Below are 19,052 nucleotides of genomic sequence, written 5' to 3'. Positions count from 1 at the left end.
TGTAGAACAAGTTACAGACTTGATCGTTCTTGATCCTTCGAGGAGCACTGAATCTACCGGCAGGTAGCTCCGCCGTAAGAGGCGCGCCAGGTGATTCGCGCCACGGCGGCCGACCCGCCATACTGTCGCTCCCTCACCGCACGGAACGGGACCCATGACCGCGGAAGACAGACCTGCGTCGCCGCCCCTGACAGAGCGCCAGGAGGCACGCCGCCGCCGCATCCTGCACGCCAGTGCGCAGCTCGCCGGGCGGGGCGGTTTCGACGCCGTACAGATGCGGGAGGTCGCCGAGGCGGCCGGCGTGGCGCTCGGCACGCTCTACCGCTACTTCCCGTCGAAGATCCATCTGCTGGTCGCCACCATGCAGGACCAGCTCCAGCACATGCACACCACGCTGCGCAAGCGCCCGCCGGCCGGTGACGACCCGGGCCGCCGGGTGGCCGAGACGCTGATGCGGGCCTTCCGCGCACTGCAGCGCGAGCCGCAGCTCGCCGACGCGATGGTGCGGGCGCTGACCTTCGCGGACCGCAGCGTGAGTGCCGAGGTGGACACGGTCTCGCGGCTGACGACCGCGATCATCCTGGACGCGATGGGCACGGAGCACCCGACGCCCGAGCAGCTGTCGGCGGTGCGGGTGATCGAGCACACCTGGCACTCGGCGCTGATCACCTGGCTGTCGGGCCGGGCCTCGATCGCACAGGTGAAGATCGACATCGAGACGGTCTGCCGGCTGATCGACCTGACCGCGCCCGGGCCCCGTCAGGAGGCCGGGCGCGGCTGAGCCGCGGTCGTTCAGGCCGTGGTTCAGGCCTGGGTTCAGGACTTCTTGTTCTTCGCCAGGTCGGCGGCGAACGCGGCCTGGCACTCGGGCGTGTTGTTGCTGGCGATGAACATCACCATCTTCAGCACGCCGACGCTGTGGTCGCTGGCCTTGAGCTGCCAGTCGCCCTTGGACAGGGTCTTGATCGTCGAGCCGCTCTGCTCGAAGGTCTTGTCCGTCTTCCAGTCGACCTTGCCCAGACCCGCGACCGTGTCCGCGTAGGACTTCTTCGGGTCGGCCGCCTTCTTGGCGTCGGCGCTCCAGGAGACCATGCACTTCTCCAGGCCGGCCGGCACCGCGTCGCCGGTGGCGTCCTGGACGAAGCCGGCACCGGTGGCGGCGGTCTCGATCTCCTTCTTCACGGCCTCCGCCGTCAGCTCGCCGCCGGCCTCCGAGCCGCCGGTCGACCCGGCCGACGCCGAGCCGCCCGCCGTCGAGCCGCCCGAAGCCGACGACGAACCGCCCTTGTCCGAGCCGCCGCCGCTCCCGCAGCCCGCGACCAGCAGCACCACACCGGCGGCCGCGGCCACCCACTTCGCCTTGCGCACAACACTCCCAAATCCGTGCGCACGAAGGCCTCTTGCCCCCGTGATCAAGGCAGTAGTTTTGCATACGGAAATCACCGGGGTCGCGGCGAGCGGGGACGCCACGGCACTGCGGGACGGCGCGGGACGGGCGGCACGGCGGCGCTACTCCTCGGGCGGGAAGACCGGCTCGCCGTCCTCCGCGAGCGTGATCGTGATCGCCTCCACCGGGCAGCCCTCGGCCGCCGCCAGGACGCGTTCGTCGGCGTCCCGCTCCGGGTCGCGCGGGTGCGACTGGCGGGCGGTGTCGAGACGGAAGCCGTCCGGGGCGTGGTTGACGCACATGCCGGAGCCGATGCAGACGCCGCGGTCGACCTCCACGTGCCAGCGGTCGCCCATCACGCCCCACCCGGCCCCTCGTAGCCGGCGGGCAGGTGGATCATCTTGTGCTCCAGGTATTCGGACAGGCCCTCGGGGCCGAACTCGCGGCCGAGGCCGGAGCTCTTGTAGCCGCCGAAGGGGCCGAGCATGTCGAGGCTGAAGGTGTTGACGTTGAAGGTGCCGGTGCGGACCTTGCGGGCGAAGTCGAGGCCGTGCTCGACGTCGCCGGTCCACACGCTGCCGCTGAGGCCGTAGTCCGAGTCGTTCGCGATCCGCAGGGCCTCGGCCTCGTCGCCGTACGGCAGGAGGCAGATGACCGGGCCGAAGATCTCCTCGCGGGCGATCCGCATGGAGTTGTCGACGCCGCCGAAGAGGGTCGGCTCGACGTACCAGCCGCGCTCCAGGCCGGCCGGGCGGCCGCCGCCGGTGAGGACCTTGGCGCCCTCGGCCTGGCCGATGCCGATGTAGTCGAGGGAGCGCTGCTGCTGGCGGCGGGCGACGAGCGGGCCGACCTGGGTGGCCGGGTCGAGCGGGTCGCCGACCACGAGCGCACCGGCGGCGGCCGCGAGGGCCTCGGCGATCTCCTCGTAGCGGGAGCGGGGCGCGAGGATGCGGGTCTGGGCGACGCAGGCCTGGCCGTTGTTCATCCAGGCGGCGGGCACGATCCCGGCGACGGCGGCGTCGAGGTCGGCGTCGGGCAGGACGACGGCGGCGGACTTGCCGCCGAGTTCGAGGGTGACGCGGGTGAGGTTGCGGGAGGCGACCTCCATCACGCGCTTGCCGGCGGCGACCGAGCCGGTGAAGGAGACCTTGTCGACTCCCGGGTGGCCGACGAGGTACTCGCTGACCTCGCGGTCGGCCGGCAGGACGCTCAGGACGCCCTCCGGCAGCCCGGCCTCGGCCGCGATCTCGGCGAGGAGGTACGAGTCGAGCGGCGATTCCGGCGAGGGCTTGAGGATCACGGTGCAGCCGGCGAGGAGCGCGGGCCCGAGCTTGGCCGCGGCGGTGAACTGCGGCACGTTCCACGGCACGACGGCCGCGACCACCCCGACCGGCTCGCGCCGCACGAGCAGCGGTCCGAGCACGCCGGAGCGCCGCTCCTCGTACGCGTACTCCCGCGCCACCGTGATCGCCGCGTCCCACACCATCATGGCGCCGAGCGCCTGGGCGAGGACGGACCAGGAGTACGGCGAGCCGTTCTGCGCGCTGATCGAGCGGGCGATCTCCTCGTGCCGTACGGCGATCGCGTCCTTGATCCGTCCGACGACCTCGATCCGCTCCTCCAGCGTCGCCCGCGGCCACGGCCCCTCGTCGAAGGCCCGCCGCGCGGCGGCGACGGCCCGGTCGACATCGGCCTCGGAGGCGTGCGGGACGCGGCCGATGACCTCCTCCGTGTGCGGGGAGATCACCTCAATGACCTCGCTGCCGAGCGGATCGGCGAACGCGCCGCCGATGAACAGTTTTCCGTGCTCCACAAGCTCGGTCATGACCGACTGCCTCCCGGAACCCGTAGGTCGCCGACTTTCTGACTGTGTTTCAGAACTGATACCAGTTTCTAGTTATAGTTGCCAATGGCCGCACCGGGACGCAGAGATGAGGACGCTCATGACGCAGGTGACCGAACACGGCGGAGGCGTCTGGTCCCTGCGGGTGCCCATCCCTGACAATCCGCTCGGCCACACCCTGGTCCACGTCCTCGACACCGGCCGCGGCCCCGTCCTCGTCGACACCGGCTGGGACGATCCCGCCTCCTGGGCCGAACTGACCGCCGGACTCGGCGCGCTGGGCCTCGCCGCGCGCGACGTGCACGGAGTCGTCGTCACCCACCACCACCCCGACCACCACGGCCTGTCCGGCCGGGTCCGGGAGGAGTCCGGCGCCTGGATCGCCATGCACGCCGCCGACATCGCCGTCGTACGCCGCACCCGCACGTCCGATCCCGGCAGCTGGCTCGACTACCTGGCCCGCAAACTCGCCGCCGTCGGCGCTCCCGAGGAGCACACCGCGCCGCTGCTCGCCGCCCGCGCCGTCGGCGGACGCATGCGCACCCTGCCCGGACTGCGCTCCGCCCTGCCCGACCGCGAGATCGTCCCCGGCGAACTGCTCGACCTGGCCGGCCGGCGGCTGCGCGCCGTCTGGACGCCCGGACACACGCCCGGCCACGTCTGCCTCCATCTGGAGGAGGCGCACCCGGCCGGCCTGCCCGGCCACGGCCGGCTGTTCTCCGGCGACCACCTGCTGCCCGGCATCAGCCCGCACATCGGCCTCTACGAGGATCCCGACGACGCCACCGCCACCGACCCGCTCGGCGACTACCTCGACTCGCTCGAACGCATCGGCCGCCTCGGCGTCGCCGAGGTGCTCCCCGCCCACCAGCACGCCTTTCCCGACGCCGCCGGCCGGGTCCGCGAGCTGCTCGCCCACCACGAGGAACGCCTCACCGGACTGCTCGCCCTGCTCGCCACTCCGCTCACTCCCTGGCAGCTCGCCGAACGGATGGAGTGGAACCGGCCCTGGGACCGCATCCCGCACGGCTCCCGCAACATCGCCGTCAGCGAGGCCGAGGCCCACGTCCGGCGTCTGGTGAAGCTGGGCCGGGCGGAGCCGGTGGCCGGGACGGATCCGGTGGAGTACGTGGCGGTGTGACGGGCGGCGCCCGCGCGTGTGACGGGCGCTGTCGGCGGGGCGTGTGGCGGGCGGTGCGGGTGTGACCGAAGGTGCTGGTGGGCCGGGCGGCGCGGGTGCGACCGAAGGTGCCGGCAAGGGCGTGCGGCGGGCGGTGACGCGTGTATGACGGGCGGCGCCCGCGCGCGTGACGGGCGGTGTCGGTGAGGCGTGTGGCGGGCGGTGCGGGTGTGACGTACGGCGCCGCCGGGCGCGGGTGACCGGCCGGTAGAGTGGGCGGTCGTCGTCATGCCCGTACAGGGGGAAGCCGGTGCAAGTCCGGCACTGTCCCGCAACCGTGAGCCGTCCCGTGGGCGGCGAGTCGGAATGCCCGGTACGGGACGTGAGCGCCGGCACCGTCGAGGAACACGGCGCCGGAGGCTGGCTCCCCGGGTGCCGGTGTCCGGTGCCCGCAGGAGAGGGACCCATGATCAGCGTTCGCCGCGCCGCCGCCGCACTCGCGGCAGGTGCCGTGCTCAGCACCACCGCCGCCGGAGTGGCCGCCGCCGCACCCTCGCCGACCCCGACCCCGGCCGCCGTCACGATCCCGGCCGGTCTCTACGGCACCACGGACCCGACCTACGACGGCGTCTGGCGCCAGTCGCTCGCCTTCCTCGCCCAGCGCACCTCCGGCATCCAGCCCGCCGACAAGGCCGTGGACTGGCTGCTCGGCCAGCAGTGCGCGAACGGCGCCTTCGCCGCCTACCGCCCCGACCCTGCCACGCCCTGCGACGCCAAGACGATGCTCGACAGCAACGCCACCGCCGTCGCCGTCCAGGCCCTCGCCGCCGTCAAGCGCCAGTCCGCCGACCCGGCGAAGGCCGAGAAGGCCGCCAAGGCGGGCACCGACTGGCTCCGGAGCGTCCAGAACAAGGACGGCGGCTGGAGCTACACGCCCGGCGGCCCCAGCGACGCCAACTCCACCTCGATCGTCATCGGCTCCTTCGCCGCCTCGGGCGTCCGGCCCACCGCCGTCACCTCCGCCGCCGGCAAGAACCCGTACGACGCCCTGCTCACCTTCGCCCTGCCCTGCGCCGGACCGGCGGTCAAGGACGGCGGCGCGGGCGCCTTCGCCTACCAGCCCGACAAGACCGGCAAGCTCCTCGCGAACGCCGACGCCACCGCCGCCGCCACCCTCGCCGGACTCGGCAAGACCCTCACCGCGCGCGGCGCGCAGCCCGAGCAGCCGCCCACCTGCACCGACCTGCCCAAGCCGACGGCCGAGCGGGCCGCGCTCAACGGCGCGTCCTACCTCGCCGCCCAGCTCGCCAGGACCGGCCACCTCACCACGCCGCCGATGCCCGGCGCCGCCCGGAGCGCCGAGCTGCCCGACTACGGCAACACCGCCGACGCGGTCGTCGCGCTCGCCGCCACCGGCGCGCGCAAGGAGGCCACCGGCGCCCTGGCCTGGCTCGAGAAGAACTCCGCGAACTGGGCGAGGACCAGCGGCCCGGCCGCCTACGCCCAGCTGGTGTTCGCCGCGCACGCCATGGACACCGACCCGCGCAGCTTCGGCACCGTCGACCTGCTCGAGCAGCTGAACGCCACCGGCCCCGAGCCCAAGGTGCCCGACAACTCCCAGGCCTCCGCGGGCGCCGACGAGGACGAGGGCGGCTTCGACGTGTGGTGGATCATCGGCATCGGCATGGTCGTCGGCGTCGGCATCGGCTTCCTCCTGAGCGGCCGCAAGAAGTGAGGGCGCGGCTCGCCGGCGGTGCCGGGGCCGCGCTCCTGGCCGTGGGCATGAGCGTGGGCGCCTTCGCCGCGCCCGCCGAGGCGGCCGGCTACCGCTACTGGTCCTTCTGGGAGAACCAGGGCCCGGAGTGGGGCTACGCCACGCAGGGCCCGGCGACCGCGCGGCCCGCCGACGGCGACGTCCTCGGCTTCCGCTTCGCGATCAGCAAGGACTCCGCCGACGCCTCGCAGCCCTCCGCCAGGCCCGACTTCGCGGGCATCTGTGCCGGCGTCGCGGCGAAGCCGGGCAGCAAGCGGGTCGCGGTCGTCATCGACTTCGGCGGCCCCGAGGACGCCCCGCCCGGCGAGACGCCGCCGCGCCCGCTGCTCCGGGTCGGCTGCCCGCAGGTGGGCGAGGACGCCACGGCCGCGGAGGCGCTGGCGGCGGTCGCCAAGCCGCTGCGGTACGACACGAACGCGCTGCTGTGCGGGATCGCGGGCTATCCGGCGAAGGGCTGCGGCGAGCAGGTGACGGAGCAGGACCCGGCCCCGTCGACGACGAAGCCCACCGCGCCGGCCACGGCCTCCGGCTCCAGCTCCAGCTCCAGCTCCAGCTCCGGCTCCTCGTCCGGCGGGCCGTCCCTCGGGCTCGTCGCGGGCGGAGCCGCCGTGCTCCTCCTGGGCGCCGCGGGCGTCTGGCAGGCCCGCCGCCGCCGATGAACCGGCTGCGCGCCCCCGAGGCGAGCCGGTCCAACGCCCTGCATCCCGGAGCCTGGTGGCTCTGGGCGCTCGGCCTGGCCGTGGCCGCCTCCCGCACCACCAACCCGCTGCTGCTCGGCCTGGTCGTCGGCGTCGCCGGCTTTGTCGTCGCGGCCCGCCGTACGGACGCGCCGTGGGCCCGCTCGTACGGCGCGTTCGTCAAGCTCGGGCTGTTCGTCGTCGGCCTGCGGATCGCCTTCTCGCTCGTCCTCGGCTCGCCGATCCCCGGCTCCGCGGTGCTGTTCACGCTGCCCGAGGTGCCGCTTCCCGACTGGGCGCAGGGCGTGCGGATCGGCGGCCGGGTCACGGCCGAGCAGCTGGTGTTCGCGCTGTACGACGGGCTGAAGCTGGCGGCCCTGCTGATCTGCGTGGGCGCCGCGAACGCGCTCGCCAACCCGGCGCGGCTGCTGAAGTCGCTGCCGGGCGCGCTGTACGAGGCGGGCGTCGCCGTCGTCGTCGCGATGACCTTCGCGCCGAACCTCGTCGCCGACGTGGTGCGCCTGCGCACCGCGCGCCGGCTGCGCGGCCGCCCGACGGGCGGCGTGCGGGCGCTGGTCCAGATCGGCCTGCCGGTCCTGGAGGGCGCGCTGGAACGCTCGGTGGCGGTGGCGGCGTCGATGGACGCGCGCGGTTACGGCCGTACGGCCCAGGTCCCGCCGGCGGTACGGCGCACCACCAACGTCCTCACGCTCGGCGGGCTGCTCGGCGTGTGCGCCGGCTCGTACGGGCTACTGGCCGCGCAGGGCGCCGGCTACGGGCTTCCGCTGCTGGTCGCCGGGCTCGGCGCGGCGGTCGGCGGGCTGCGGCTCGGCGGCCGGCGGACGCTGCGCACCCGCTACCGGCCCGACCGGTGGGGCGCGCGGGCCTGGCTGGTGGCCGGGTCCGGGATCGCGGTGGCCGTCCTCGTCGTCCGGACCGGCTCGGCCGTGCCGGAGGCGATGCACCCCGGAGTCGTACCGCTGGAGGCGCCGCGGCTGCCGGTGTGGCCCGCGGTGTCCGTGCTGGTGGGGCTGCTGCCCGCGGTCGTGGCTCCCGTACCGCCGCGGCAGCCGCGGCGGTCCACGGAGCCGAGGCAGTCCGCGGAGCCGAGGCAGTCCGTGGAGCCGAGGCAGTCCCGGGAGCCGAAGAGGCCGAAGCAGGCGAAGAAGCCGAAGCAGGCGAAGGAGTCCGTCCGGTGATCCGCTTCGAGAACGTCTCGGTGACGTACGACGATCAGGCCGCACCCACCCTCGACGGCCTCGACCTGACGGTGCCGGAGGGCGAGCTGGTGCTGCTCGTGGGCCCGTCCGGGGTCGGCAAGTCGACGCTGCTCGGCGCGGTGTCCGGCCTGGTCCCGCACTTCACGGGCGGGACGCTGCGGGGCCGGGTCACGGTCGCGGGCCGGGACACGCGGACGCATCCGCCGCGCGAGCTGGCCGACGTCGTCGGCACGGTCGGGCAGGATCCGCTCGCGCACTTCGTCACCGACACCGTCGAGGACGAGCTGGCGTACGGCATGGAGTCGCTGGGCCTCGCGCCGGCGGTGATGCGGCGGCGCGTCGAGGAGACCCTCGACCTGCTGGGGCTCGCCGAGCTGCGCGACCGCCCGATCGCCACGCTGTCCGGCGGCCAGCAGCAGCGCGTCGCGATCGGCTCCGTCCTCACCCCGCATCCCCGGGTCCTCGTCCTCGACGAGCCGACCTCGGCGCTCGACCCGTCGGCCGCCGAGGACGTGCTGGCCGTCCTCCAGCGGCTGGTGCACGACCTGGGCACGACCGTGCTGATGGCGGAGCACCGCCTGGAGCGCGTCGTGCAGTACGCCGACCAGGTCCTGCTCCTTCCCGAGGCGGTCCTCGGCCCGCCCGCCGAGATCATGGCCGTCTCCCCGGTCCATCCTCCGGTCGTCGCCCTCGGCCGTCTGGCCGGCTGGGATCCGCTTCCTCTGACCGTCCGCGACGCCCGCCGCGCGGCACCCAATCTGAAGGCCCGCCTGGCCTCCCGGCCCGCGCCCGCGCCCTCGGCCTCGGCCTCGGTCTCGCCCGCGGCGGCGGAGGCGGAGACGCGGCCGGGCCGGCCCGCCGCCGTCGCGCCGGTCCCGCCGCCCCGGCCCGCGGCCACCGGTCGACGGCCGCTGTTCGGTTGGCGGCGCGCGCGTGCCGTGGACGCGTCGGGCGGCGGGGCGCTCGTGGAGGTCGCCGGGCTCGGCGTCCGGCGGGGCCGGGTCGAGGCGCTGCGGCGGGTGGACCTGCGGGTGGCGGCCGGCGAGACCGTGGCGCTGATGGGGCGCAACGGCGCCGGGAAGTCGACGCTGCTCGGGACGCTCGTCGGGATGGTCGCGCCGACGGCCGGGAGCGTGCGGGTCGCGGGCCTGACCCCGCACACCACCGAGCCCCGGACGCTGATCCGGCAGGTGGGCCTCGTGCCGCAGGAGCCGCGGGACCTGCTGTACGCGGACACCGTGGCGGCGGAGTGCGCGGCCGCTGACGCGGACGCCGGGGCCGCTCCGGGAAGCTGTCGGGCGCTGGTGTCGGAGCTGCTGCCGGGCGTCGCGGACGGCACGCATCCGCGGGACCTCTCGGAGGGTCAGCGGCTGGCGCTCGCGCTGGCCGTCGTGCTGACGGCGCGCCCGCCGCTGCTGCTGCTCGACGAGCCGACCCGTGGCCTGGACTACGCGGCGAAGGCCCGCCTGGTCGCGCGGCTGCGCGCGCTCGCCGCCGACGGGCACGCCGTCGTGCTTGCCACGCACGACGTCGAGCTGGCGGCGGAGCTCGCGGACCGTGTCGTGATCGTCGCGGGCGGCGAGGTGGTCGCGGACGGCCCGACGGCCGAGGTCGTGGTGTCCTCGCCGGCCTTCTCGCCACAGGTCGCGAAGATCCTCGCGCCGGAGCCGTGGCTCACGGTCGAGCAGGTGGAGGCAGCCCTGTGAGCACGCCCGCCCGCCCGGACCGTCCCGCTCCCCCGGCCCGTCCCGCCCGTACCGGTCCCGCTCCCTCGGGCCGTCCCGGCCCTGCGGCCCGCCCCGCCCGTCCGGTCCGGCTCGGCCCGCGGTCCGTCGCCGCGCTCGTCCTCGTCTCCCTCGTCGGTCTGATCGCGGTCGGCTGGCCGCTCTTCGCCGACGCCCGCTCCGCCCTCACCGACCACGCCGCCGACGCGCCCTGGTTCTTCGCCCTGCTCCTTCCGCTCCTCATCGCGGTCGTCGTGGCGACCATCGCGGACCGCGGCATGGACGCGAAGGCGGTGGCGATGCTGGGCGTGCTCGCCGCCGTCGGGGCGGCGCTGCGGCCGCTCGGGGCAGGCACGGCCGGTCTGGAGCCGATGTTCTTCCTGATGGTGCTGAGCGGGCGGGTGCTGGGGCCCGGGTTCGGTTTCGTCCTGGGCGCGGTCACGATGTTCGCGTCGGCGCTGCTCACCGGCGGTGTGGGCCCGTGGATGCCGACGCAGATGCTGGCGATGGGCTGGTTCACGATGGGCGCGGGCCTGCTGTCGGAGCGTCCGCGGGGCCGGGGCGAGCGGCTGATGCTGGCCGCGTACGGCTTCGTGGCTGCCTTCGCGTACGGCACGGTCACCAACCTCTACGGGTGGGTGACCGTCGGCGGCTTCGGGCAGGCGATCTCGTTCCGGCCCGGGGAGCCGGTGGCGGACAACCTGGTCCGCTTCCTCGCGTACGTCGCCGCCACCTCGCTCGGCTGGGACCTGGGCCGCGCGCTGCTCACGGTCGTCCTCACGCTGACCGTCGGCGGCGCGCTCCTGAAGGCGCTGCGGCGGGCCACCCGGCGGGCGAACTTCGAGGCCCAGGTCACATTCGAGGCCTCTGAGAGGGCCTCGGAGGGTGAGGCCCCTCATAGGACCCACGTCACGTACGACCTGAAATAGGAGACCGGACGAGCCGGTCAAATCACCCCATAGCTTCCCTTGACCTGCGGAAACACTCCGAATCGGGTGGCCGGTGCGGCACGGTGGCGCCTCGCCCGGGTCCGAATCCTCCTCGTACAGGGGGTCGTTGCACGCCCCCGCCGGGTTTGCTTGTCTGGTGGACGTCGCCAGGCAGCCGGTGCTCAGCGCAGCACCACGGCCGGCCGGTTCCCCACCAGTTCCCGGGCTTCCGGGCTCTGGTTCCGGCATGCCGAAATCGCCCGGCGCGACCATGTTCCCGACGTGAGGTATGACGTTTTGTTCCGCTCCATCGCCACTCGTGTCTCCGACCGCAAGAAGACCTTCGCCGTCTCCGCCGCCGTCCTGCTGGGCGCCTCCGGCGCGGTGCTGGGCACGACGGGTACCGCCTCGGCCGCTCCGGCCCCCGCGCAGGAGATCGCCCGCAAGATCGTGCCGCCGGCGCAGTTCGCGTCCTTCAGCAAGATCGTCGAGCACGAGTCCGGCTGGAACTTCACCGCCACCAACTCCTCCAGCGGCGCCTACGGCCTGGTCCAGGCCCTGCCCGGCTCGAAGATGGCCTCGGCCGGTGCCGACTGGAAGACGAACCCCGCCACCCAGATCAAGTGGGGTCTCAACTACATGAACGAGCGCTACGGCTCCCCGAACGCTGCCTGGAACTTCTGGCAGACCCACGGCTGGTACTAAGAGTCACCACGCCGCACAGCGCCACCGCAAGGCCCCGCCCTCCGCTTCCGGAGGGGCGGGGCCTGCGGCTTTTCCGGGCGCGGTTCCGCTCAGCGGGGTGCCGAGTCCGCCGCGGCCTGGGCGAAGGCCTGGACGAGAGGGGTCTCCCTTTCGCTCGGCCAGACGAGGGCCCAGCGGCTCGGCGGCGCGTCGACGACGGGGAGGAAGACGAGGTTGGGCCAGTTGTAGAAGTCGCCCGCCTCGGCGGTGGCGGTGGCGACGGCCTGTCCGGAGGCCACCACGTTCAGGGCCTCGTTCCAGGTGGAGACCTTCGGGCCGCGGTGAACGGGACGGCCGGAAGGCGGGTGGAAGGGAACCAGTCCGTCCGCCATGGCCGCGGGCAGGCCCCGGCCGGCCACGAAGGTGCAGTCCGCGAGGTCCTCCAGCCGGACCGACTCCCGGCGGGCGAGCGGATGCGTGGCCCCGACCATGAGCCGTACCGGCGAGGTGTGCACGACCGGGCCGACGGTGAGGCGTGGGTCGTCGACCGGCAGCCAGAGCAGCGCCAGGTCGACCTCGCCGGAGTCCAGCAGGTCGAGCGGGGCAGGCTGCTGGATCTCACGGTGCTGCACCTGGACCGCCGGGTGGCGGGCCTGGAGCAGCCTGATGGCGCCCTTGACCACGCAGAAGTGCGGTCCCGTCGTGCCGATCGCGAGAACGCCGGTGTGACCGCGCGCGGCCGCGGTGGCGGCGTCGACGCCGTGCATGATCTGGCGGTAACCGGCCTCCCACTCCCGGTGCAGCTGCGCGCCGATGGGTGTCAGCCGGACACTGCGGCTGGTGCGGTGGAAGAGCTGTGCGCCGATCCGGCGCTCCAGCTGCCTGACCGACTGGCTGACGCGGGCCTGGGTGATGCGCAGGCGCTCGGCGGTGCGGGTGAAGTGCAGTTCCTCGGCGAGGGTGAGGAAGATCCCGATATCCCGCAGTTCCACGCCCTGCCGCCGATCATTAGCCACCGGTTATGGATCCATGCCGAGCCCATTCTTGATCACCACCGTGGGGCGGTGCAAGCGTGCCGGGAGTCATCAACTCACCTGCATTCGGGAGAGGTTACCCGTGCGGAAGATCCTCAACACCGCCCATGTCTACATGATCGTCGGCCTGGTCAGCGGCCTGTACTACCGCGAACTGACCAAGGCGAAGAGCTTCACCGGTGACACGCAGCTCGCGGTCGTGCACACCCATGTCATCGCGCTGGGGATGCTGTTCTTCCTCGTCGTCCTCGTACTGGAGAAGCTGTTCGGGCTGACGTCCAGCCGCCTCTTCGGCTGGTTCTTCTGGACGTAAAACGCCGGGCTGGCGGTGACCGTGGCCATGATGGCCGTCCGCGGCACGCTGACCGTGCTGGGGCGCACCCTGCACGAGGCCCTCGGCCTGGTCTCCGGGCTCGGTCACCTCCTGCTGACAGCGGGCCTGGTGCTGCTCTTCGTCACGCTCGGGAAGCGCATACCGGCCGGGAGCACCCCTCCGAGCACGGTCGCCGACCCGCACGCCTCGCCGGCCCCGCACTCGACGGCCCCGTGACAGGAAGCCCAGGCTGATCTGCGGCTATGCCGGACGGTACTGGTAGTAGGCGAGGAACATGTCGACGCCGGTCTCGCTGAGCGCCGCGGTGGTCTCCGGCGACAGGGCCTCGCCGTAGGCGCTGTGGATCAGGTGCGGGTACAGCACCAGTGAGTAGAACTGGATGATGGCGACCTCGACGTCGGGCATCTCGAGGCGCCCTTCGGCGATGAGCCCGCGGAAGGTGTCGAGCAGCGCGGGCCGCGCCCGGTCGGGGCCGTGCTGCTTCCACGCGAGGCCGAGTTCGGGGAAGCGGCGGGCCTCGTTGACCACGAGATGGCGCAGGGCCATCATCTCGGGCCTGATCATGCCCTTCACCCAGGCGTCCGCCGTCCAGAGCAGGGCGGTGCGCAGGTCGTCGGTGCCTTCGAGGCGGGCGGCGGTGCCCGCGACGGCCTCGCCGAGCGCCTCTTCGAGAGCGTCCCCGACGACGGCCAGGAACAGCGTGTCCTTGCTGCCGAAGTGGTTGTAGACGGTCACCTTGGAGACGCCGGCCTCGTGGGCGATGGTATCCATGCCGACCTTGAAGCCGTCGCGGACGAAGGCCGTCCGGGCGGCCCGGACGATGGCCAGCCGCTTGCGGGCGGCCCGGTCGCCGGTCGGCACGCGCGGGGTCTCTTTCACGTCCGCTCCCCTCTCCCTCGTTCCCGGGGGCCAGCCTAGCAGCTGAGATGAACTGACCTGTTGAGTTCATATGAACCAGTCGGTACAGTTCAGACCGACCGCCTCCCGAAGCGGACGGCCACCACGCCACCACCCTCCGCTGCCACGGGCAGCCCGATCCCAGGAGTCCCGCCGATGAACGCTTCCCGCCCGTCCCGGATCCTCGCCCTCTCCGGCTCGCTGCGCGCCGCCTCCCACAACACCCGGCTGCTGCACGCCGCCCGGAAGTTCAACCCGGGCACAGCAGAGATCGAGATCTACGAGGGCCTGCGCGACATCCCGCCGTACGACCGCGACCTCGACACTCCCGAACGCCGCCCCGCCGTCGTGGCCGACCTGCGCCGGCGGGTGCAGGAGGCGGACGGCCTGCTCATCGCCACGCCCGAGTACAACTACTCGATCCCCGGCGTCCTCAAGAACGCCCTCGACTGGCTGAGCACCGACTGGACCAAGAGCGAGGGCCTGCCGCTGCACCGCAAGCCCGTCGCCGCCATGGGCGCGGCCCCGACCAACTTCGGCACCGTGCGGGCCCAGCTGGCGCTGCGCCAGGTCTTCGTCTGGACCGAGAGCGACGTCGTGGTGAAGCCCGAGGTGCACGTGTTCCGCTCGCACGAGCGCTTCGACGAGGACGGCAACCTGACGGACGAGACCACCGTCGAACTGCTCCAGGAGCTGCTGTCCCGCCTCCAGGCCAAGATCGACGCCAGGGCCGCCGCCGAGGCCGCGACCGCCGCCGGGGCCCCGGCCGCCGCCTGACGGACCGGCCCGCCCCGAACCCGGCAAGATCCGGAAGAGACGGCCTAGAGCCGGTCTAGAGCCGGTCTAGAGGCGGCCCAGAGCCGGCCCAGAGACGGCCTAGAGCCGCTGGATGATCGTGCCGGTCGCCAGCGCGCCGCCCGCGCACATCGTGATCAGCGCGAACTCCTTGTCGGTGCGCTCCAGCTCGTGCAGGGCCGTGGTGATCAGCCGCGCCCCGGTCGCGCCCACCGGGTGGCCGAGCGCGATGGCGCCGCCGTTGACGTTGACCTTCTCCAGGTCCTGGTCGAAGACCTGCGCCCAGCTCAGCACCACCGACGCGAAGGCCTCGTTGATCTCGACGAGGTCGATGTCCTTGAGCGACATCCCGGCCTTGCCGAGCACCGCCCGGGTCGCGTCGACCGGGCCGTCGAGGTGGTAGTGCGGGTCGGCGCCGACCAGGGCCTGGGCGACGATCCGGGCCCTCGGCCTGAGCTTCAGGGCGCGGGCCATCCGCTTGGAGGCCCACATGATCGCGGAGGCGCCGTCGGAGATCTGGGAGGAGTTGCCGGCGGTGTGGACGGCGGTCGGCATGACCGGCTTGAGCCGGGCCAGGGCCTCCATGCTGGTGTCGCGCAGTCCCTCGTCGCGGTCGACGAGCCGCCACATGCCCTGCCCGGCGTGCTGCTCCTCCTCGGTCGTCGGGACCTGCACGGCGAAGGTCTCGCGCTTGAAGCGTTCCTCCGACCAGGCGACGGCGGCGCGCTCCTGGGAGAGCAGTCCGAGGGAGTCGACGCGCTCGCGGGTGAGGCCGCGGCGGCGGGCGATGCGCTCGGCGGCCTCGAACTGGTTGGGCAGGTCGACGTTCCACTCGTCCGGCCAGGGCTTTCCGGGGCCGTGCTTGGATCCGGAGCCCAGCGGGACGCGGGACATCGCCTCGACGCCGCAGGAGATCCCGATGTCGATGACGCCGGCGGCGACCATGTTGGCGACCATGTGGCTGGCCTGCTGGGAGGAGCCGCACTGGCAGTCGACGGTGGTGGCGGCCGTCTCGTAGGGAAGACCCATGGTGAGCCAGGCGGTGCGGGCGGGGTTCATGGACTGCTCGCCCGCGTGGGTGACCGTACCGCCGACGATCTGCTCGACGCAGTCGGCGTGGATGCCGGTGCGTCCGAGGAGTTCGCGGTAGGTCTCGCCGAGGAGGTAGGCGGGATGGAGGTTGGCGAGCGCGCCTCCGCGCTTGCCGATGGGTGTGCGTACGGCTTCGACGATGACGGGTTCCGCGGCCATGAGCTCGTCCTCTCCTCGCCCGGCGGGGTGTCCCGGCACCCCGGCCGGTCGACGTCACGTGGGACAGGGACCAAAGAACTAGTACGCGTTCTAGTTCTGCTTGCAGTCTTATGACTGCTACCGCCGGTACGCAAGGGTCCGGAAGGCAAGACTTCCCGCCGCGCGCCTTGCTACTTGTAGAACTCGTTATTACCTTTCCGGGCAACTTCTGATGGTCCATCAGATACATGGAGTGTGTTGCCGATGCGCTGCCCCCATCTCTCCGAAGGGTTCGACGCCACCGATCCCGATCTGCTCCAGAGCCGCGTCCCCCACCCGGAGTTCGCGCAGCTCCGGCAGACCGCCCCGGTCTGGTGGTGCGCCCAGCCCGCCGGCGTCACCGGCTTCGCCGACGAGGGCTACTGGGCCGTGACCCGGCACGCCGACGTCAAGTACGTCTCCACCCACCCGGAGTTGTTCTCCTCCCACGAGAACACCGCCGTCATCCGCTTCAACGAGCACATCACCCGGGACCAGATCGAGGTCCAGAAGCTGATCATGCTCAACATGGACCCGCCCGAGCACACCCGGGTCCGCCAGATCGTGCAGCGCGGCTTCACCCCGCGCGCCATCCGCAGCCTCGAGACCGCGCTGCGCGCACGCGCCCGCGCCATCGTCGAGGAGGCCAGGGCCGCGGCCGGACCGGACGGCGCCTTCGACTTCGTCACCAAGGTCGCCGTCGAGCTGCCGCTCCAGGCCATCGCCGAACTCATCGGCGTACCCCAGGAGGACCGGGCCCGGATCTTCGACTGGTCGAACAAGATGGTCGCGTACGACGATCCCGAGTACGCCATCACCGAGGAGATCGGCGCCGAGGCCGCCATGGAACTCATCGGCTACGCCATGAACCTCGCCGCCGCCCGCAAGGAGTGCCCCGCCCAGGACATCGTGTCCCAGCTCGTCGCCGCCGAGGGCCAGGGCAACCTGTCCTCCGACGAGTTCGGCTTCTTCGTGCTGCTCCTCGCCGTCGCCGGCAACGAGACCACCCGCAACGCCATCAGCCACGGCATGCACGCCTTCCTCACCCATCCCGACCAGTGGGAGCTCTACAAGCGGGAGCGGCCGGCCACCGCCGCGGAGGAGATCGTGCGCTGGGCGACACCCGTGGTCTCCTTCCAGCGCACCGCCACCCAGGACACCGAGATCGGCGGCCAGAAGATCAGGAAGGGCGACCGGATCGGGCTCTTCTACTCCTCCGCCAACAACGACCCGGAGGTCTTCGACGACCCCGAGACCTTCGACATCACCCGCGACCCGAACCCGCACCTCGGCTTCGGCGGCGGCGGACCGCACTTCTGCCTCGGCAAGTCCCTCGCCGTCAAGGAGATCGAGCTGATCTTCGAGGCCCTCGCCGACGAACTCCCCACCCTGTCGCTGGCGGGCGAGCCCCGCCGCCTGCGCGCGGCCTGGCTCAACGGCATCAAGGAACTCCAGGTCAGGGCCGGCTGAGGAGGAGCGTGCCGCGCTGGGGCGCGCGAGCGGAACCGGCTGGTCCGTTCGCGCGTCCGAGCAGGCATGCGGGGGACACACCGAATTCTCACGATGATCGTCGCGCTGCTCGCGCTCCAGCTCGGCTCGCTCGTCGCACCGGCCTACGCCTGCGGCTGCGGCGCCATGGTCGTCGACAAGATGGCCCGGATCGGCGTCGACCGGGAGACCTCGGCGGTGCGCTGGGACGAGCGCACCGGCACCGAGCAGATCGTCATGCGCTTCACCGTCCACGGCGACGCCGAACGCGCCGCCTGGATCATGCCGGTGCCGCACCGGGCCGACGTCCGCCTCGGCGACCCGGCCCTCTTCGACGAACTCGCCCGGCTCACCGCGCCCGAGCACAAGGACCGCGACTACTTCTGGCCGCGCGGCGGCGACTGGCCCTTCTCCACCGGCGACCTGGACGGCGCGGCCGCCGCCCCGCCCGGCGCGGCGGGCGGCCCGGGCGTCGGCGTCGTCGGCCGCGAACGGCTCGGCCCCTTCGACGTGGCCCGGCTGACCGCCACCGACCCGGCCGCGCTCGGCGACTGGCTGCACCGCAACGGCTTCGAGCTCTCCGACCGGCTCACCGAAGGACTGCGCCCGTACGTCGAACGGAAGTGGGAGTACGTCGCCGTCCGCCTCGCTCCCGAGAAGGCCGGCGAGGCGCTGTACGGCACGCTCGACCCGCTGCGGATCACGTTCAGGAACGACACGCCGGTCTACCCGATGCGGCTCTCCCGGCTCGCCACGTCCCCGCAGTCCCTCGGCCTGTACGTGCTCGCCGGCCACCGCATGGAGCCGAGGAGCGACCTCGGCGGCGACCGGCCCGAGGTGCTCTTCGCCGGCGCGGTCGACCGGCCGGCCGGCGCGCTGGCCGAACTGACCGGCGCCGGACCTGTGTTCCTCACCGCCGTCGACCAGTCCTTCCCCGAGCCCGCCCGGATCGACGGCGACCACGAGCTCGTCCGGGCCGCCGCCGACACCCCGTACCGCGAGGTGATCTGGAAGGACCGGCTGTGGACCGTCGGCGGCGGCGTCCCGGTCTGGCTGCTCACCGTGGGCGGAGTGCTCCTCGTCCTGGCCGCGGCGGCCACATGGGCGGCGGTCCGGGCGCGTCGCTCACGGGCGGGTGGACGAAGGTCCGGGCCGCGGTCCGGGCGCGTCGCTCACGGGCAGGTGTAGTTTCGCCCGTATGAGCACTGACCAAGCCCAATGGACCACCGTCGACCGCTACTTCACCGATCTGCTGGCGCCGGCCGACGACGCGCTCGAGGCCGCGCTCGCCGACTCCACGGCCGCCGGACTGCCCGAGATCGCCGTCGCTCCCAACCAGGGCAAGCTGCTCCACCTGCTCGTCGCCGCGCAGGGCGCGAAGAACGTCCTGGAGATCGGCACCCTCGGTGGCTACAGCACCATCTGGATGGCCCGCGCGCTGCCGGCCGACGGCCGGCTGATCACGCTCGAGTACTCCGCCGCGCACGCCGACGTGGCCCGCGCCAACCTCGCCCGCGCCGGACTCGACAAGACCGTCGAGGTGCGCACCGGCGCGGCCCTGGACACCCTTCCGCTCCTGGAGCAGGAGGGCGCGGGCCCGTTCGACTTCGTCTTCGTCGACGCCGACAAGGTCAACAACCCGCACTACGTCTCCTGGGCGCTGAAGCTCTCCCGGCCCGGCACCCTCATCGTCGTCGACAACGTCGTGCGCGGCGGCAAGGTCGCCACGCCGCACCCGGACGACCCGGCGATCACCGGCACCCGCGAGATGTTCGAGCTGGTCGCCAACGAGCCGCGCCTGGAGGCCACGGCCGTGCAGACGGTCGGCACGAAGGGCTACGACGGCCTGCTCCTCGCCCGCGTGGTGAGCTAGCCGG

Annotated in this window: 18 protein-coding genes, 1 pseudogene and 1 riboswitch; of the genes and pseudogenes, 13 read left to right on the top strand and 6 right to left on the bottom strand. The window is 73.0% G+C overall.

Translation table 11 applies throughout. The features are described 5' to 3' along the window. Positions 1–154 precede the first annotated feature (154 nt). Complete coding sequence (locus ACIGO8_RS23270) at positions 155–781, top strand: TetR family transcriptional regulator (RefSeq protein ID WP_399733807.1); 627 nt, start codon at positions 155–157, stop codon at positions 779–781. A 35-nt stretch (positions 782–816) separates the two neighbouring features. Here the strand turns inward: ACIGO8_RS23270 and ACIGO8_RS23265 are convergent, their stop codons facing one another. From ACIGO8_RS23265 to ACIGO8_RS23255, 3 genes are all read right to left on the bottom strand, one after another. After that, complete coding sequence (locus ACIGO8_RS23265) at positions 817–1,368, bottom strand: hypothetical protein (RefSeq protein WP_399733804.1); 552 nt, start codon at positions 1,366–1,368, stop codon at positions 817–819. Positions 1,369–1,509: 141 nt separating this feature from the next. Beyond that, complete coding sequence (locus ACIGO8_RS23260) at positions 1,510–1,743, bottom strand: ferredoxin (RefSeq protein WP_399733801.1); 234 nt, start codon at positions 1,741–1,743, stop codon at positions 1,510–1,512. Then, positions 1,743–3,212, bottom strand: a complete 1,470-nt coding sequence (locus ACIGO8_RS23255) for an aldehyde dehydrogenase (RefSeq protein ID WP_399733800.1) — start codon at positions 3,210–3,212, stop codon at positions 1,743–1,745. The genes ACIGO8_RS23260 and ACIGO8_RS23255 overlap by 1 nt, the downstream gene beginning before the upstream one ends. A 118-nt stretch (positions 3,213–3,330) precedes the next feature. Between ACIGO8_RS23255 and ACIGO8_RS23250 the strand changes: the two genes are divergently transcribed. From ACIGO8_RS23250 to ACIGO8_RS23220, 7 genes are all read left to right on the top strand, one after another. Beyond that, positions 3,331–4,371 (top strand): MBL fold metallo-hydrolase, encoded by a 1,041-nt coding sequence (locus ACIGO8_RS23250; RefSeq protein ID WP_399733798.1) that lies wholly within the window; start codon positions 3,331–3,333, stop codon positions 4,369–4,371. Positions 4,372–4,648: 277 nt separating this feature from the next. Further along, a riboswitch (cobalamin riboswitch) is annotated at positions 4,649–4,722 on the top strand. 94 nt (positions 4,723–4,816) lie between these two features. Continuing rightward, positions 4,817–6,085, top strand: a complete 1,269-nt coding sequence (locus ACIGO8_RS23245; protein WP_399733795.1) for a prenyltransferase/squalene oxidase repeat-containing protein — start codon at positions 4,817–4,819, stop codon at positions 6,083–6,085. Between the two features lie 47 nt (positions 6,086–6,132). Further along, a complete protein-coding gene (locus ACIGO8_RS23240; RefSeq protein ID WP_399734264.1) occupies positions 6,133–6,783 on the top strand; it encodes an SCO2322 family protein in 651 nt (216 codons plus the stop codon). Beyond that, positions 6,780–8,000 (top strand): energy-coupling factor transporter transmembrane component T, encoded by a 1,221-nt coding sequence (locus ACIGO8_RS23235; RefSeq protein ID WP_399733792.1) that lies wholly within the window; start codon positions 6,780–6,782, stop codon positions 7,998–8,000. The genes ACIGO8_RS23240 and ACIGO8_RS23235 overlap by 4 nt, the downstream gene beginning before the upstream one ends. Next, positions 7,997–9,727 carry an ABC transporter ATP-binding protein gene (locus ACIGO8_RS23230; protein ID WP_399733789.1) on the top strand — a complete coding sequence of 577 codons (1,731 nt, stop codon included), beginning with the start codon at positions 7,997–7,999 and terminating at the stop codon, positions 9,725–9,727. The genes ACIGO8_RS23235 and ACIGO8_RS23230 overlap by 4 nt, the downstream gene beginning before the upstream one ends. Further along, positions 9,724–10,674, top strand: coding sequence for an ECF transporter S component (locus ACIGO8_RS23225; protein WP_399733787.1), 951 nt, complete (start codon positions 9,724–9,726; stop codon positions 10,672–10,674). The genes ACIGO8_RS23230 and ACIGO8_RS23225 overlap by 4 nt, the downstream gene beginning before the upstream one ends. A 297-nt stretch (positions 10,675–10,971) precedes the next feature. Next, positions 10,972–11,379, top strand: a complete 408-nt coding sequence (locus tag ACIGO8_RS23220; protein ID WP_399734261.1) for a transglycosylase SLT domain-containing protein — start codon at positions 10,972–10,974, stop codon at positions 11,377–11,379. An 89-nt stretch (positions 11,380–11,468) separates the two neighbouring features. On the opposite strand, the gene ACIGO8_RS23215 is transcribed toward ACIGO8_RS23220, so the two are convergent. Then, positions 11,469–12,350: a LysR family transcriptional regulator gene (locus ACIGO8_RS23215; RefSeq protein ID WP_399733784.1), complete on the bottom strand. Its 882-nt coding sequence runs from the start codon at positions 12,348–12,350 to the stop codon at positions 11,469–11,471. Here ACIGO8_RS23215 and ACIGO8_RS23210 point away from each other — a divergent pair. Next, positions 12,271–12,942: pseudogene (locus ACIGO8_RS23210) on the top strand (DUF2871 domain-containing protein). The gene ACIGO8_RS23215 and the pseudogene ACIGO8_RS23210 sit on opposite strands and share 80 nt — an antisense overlap. Before the next feature lie 24 nt (positions 12,943–12,966). On the opposite strand, the gene ACIGO8_RS23205 reads toward ACIGO8_RS23210, so the two are convergent. Next, entirely contained in the window at positions 12,967–13,605 is a 639-nt protein-coding gene (locus ACIGO8_RS23205; protein WP_399733781.1) for a TetR/AcrR family transcriptional regulator, read from the bottom strand. Positions 13,606–13,779: 174 nt separating this feature from the next. Here ACIGO8_RS23205 and ACIGO8_RS23200 point away from each other — a divergent pair, with 174 nt between their 5' ends. Beyond that, positions 13,780–14,400 (top strand): NADPH-dependent FMN reductase, encoded by a 621-nt coding sequence (locus tag ACIGO8_RS23200; protein WP_399733778.1) that lies wholly within the window; start codon positions 13,780–13,782, stop codon positions 14,398–14,400. 99 nt (positions 14,401–14,499) lie between these two features. Here ACIGO8_RS23200 and ACIGO8_RS23195 read toward each other — a convergent pair whose 3' ends face one another. Beyond that, positions 14,500–15,669, bottom strand: coding sequence for a steroid 3-ketoacyl-CoA thiolase (locus ACIGO8_RS23195; RefSeq protein ID WP_399733775.1), 1,170 nt, complete (start codon positions 15,667–15,669; stop codon positions 14,500–14,502). Between the two features lie 243 nt (positions 15,670–15,912). Here ACIGO8_RS23195 and ACIGO8_RS23190 point away from each other — a divergent pair, with 243 nt between their 5' ends. The 3 genes from ACIGO8_RS23190 to ACIGO8_RS23180 all read left to right on the top strand — a co-directional run bounded on the left by ACIGO8_RS23190 (position 15,913) and on the right by ACIGO8_RS23180 (position 19,048). Continuing rightward, positions 15,913–17,157: a cytochrome P450 gene (locus ACIGO8_RS23190; RefSeq protein WP_399733772.1), complete on the top strand. Its 1,245-nt coding sequence runs from the start codon at positions 15,913–15,915 to the stop codon at positions 17,155–17,157. Positions 17,158–17,250: 93 nt separating this feature from the next. Further along, on the top strand, positions 17,251–18,363 hold the full coding sequence (locus ACIGO8_RS23185; RefSeq protein ID WP_399733769.1) for a DUF2330 domain-containing protein: 1,113 nt from the start codon (positions 17,251–17,253) through the stop codon (positions 18,361–18,363). Between the two features lie 10 nt (positions 18,364–18,373). Beyond that, the gene (locus tag ACIGO8_RS23180) at positions 18,374–19,048 is read left to right on the top strand and encodes an O-methyltransferase (protein WP_399733767.1); all 675 of its coding nucleotides are present in this window, start codon (positions 18,374–18,376) and stop codon (positions 19,046–19,048) included. Positions 19,049–19,052 lie beyond the last annotated feature (4 nt).

The sequence above is a fragment of the Streptomyces sp. NPDC053493 genome (assembly GCF_044544825.1).
Lineage (GTDB): Bacteria > Actinomycetota > Actinomycetes > Streptomycetales > Streptomycetaceae > Streptomyces.
This window is presented reverse-complemented; position numbering and strand designations above follow the sequence as displayed.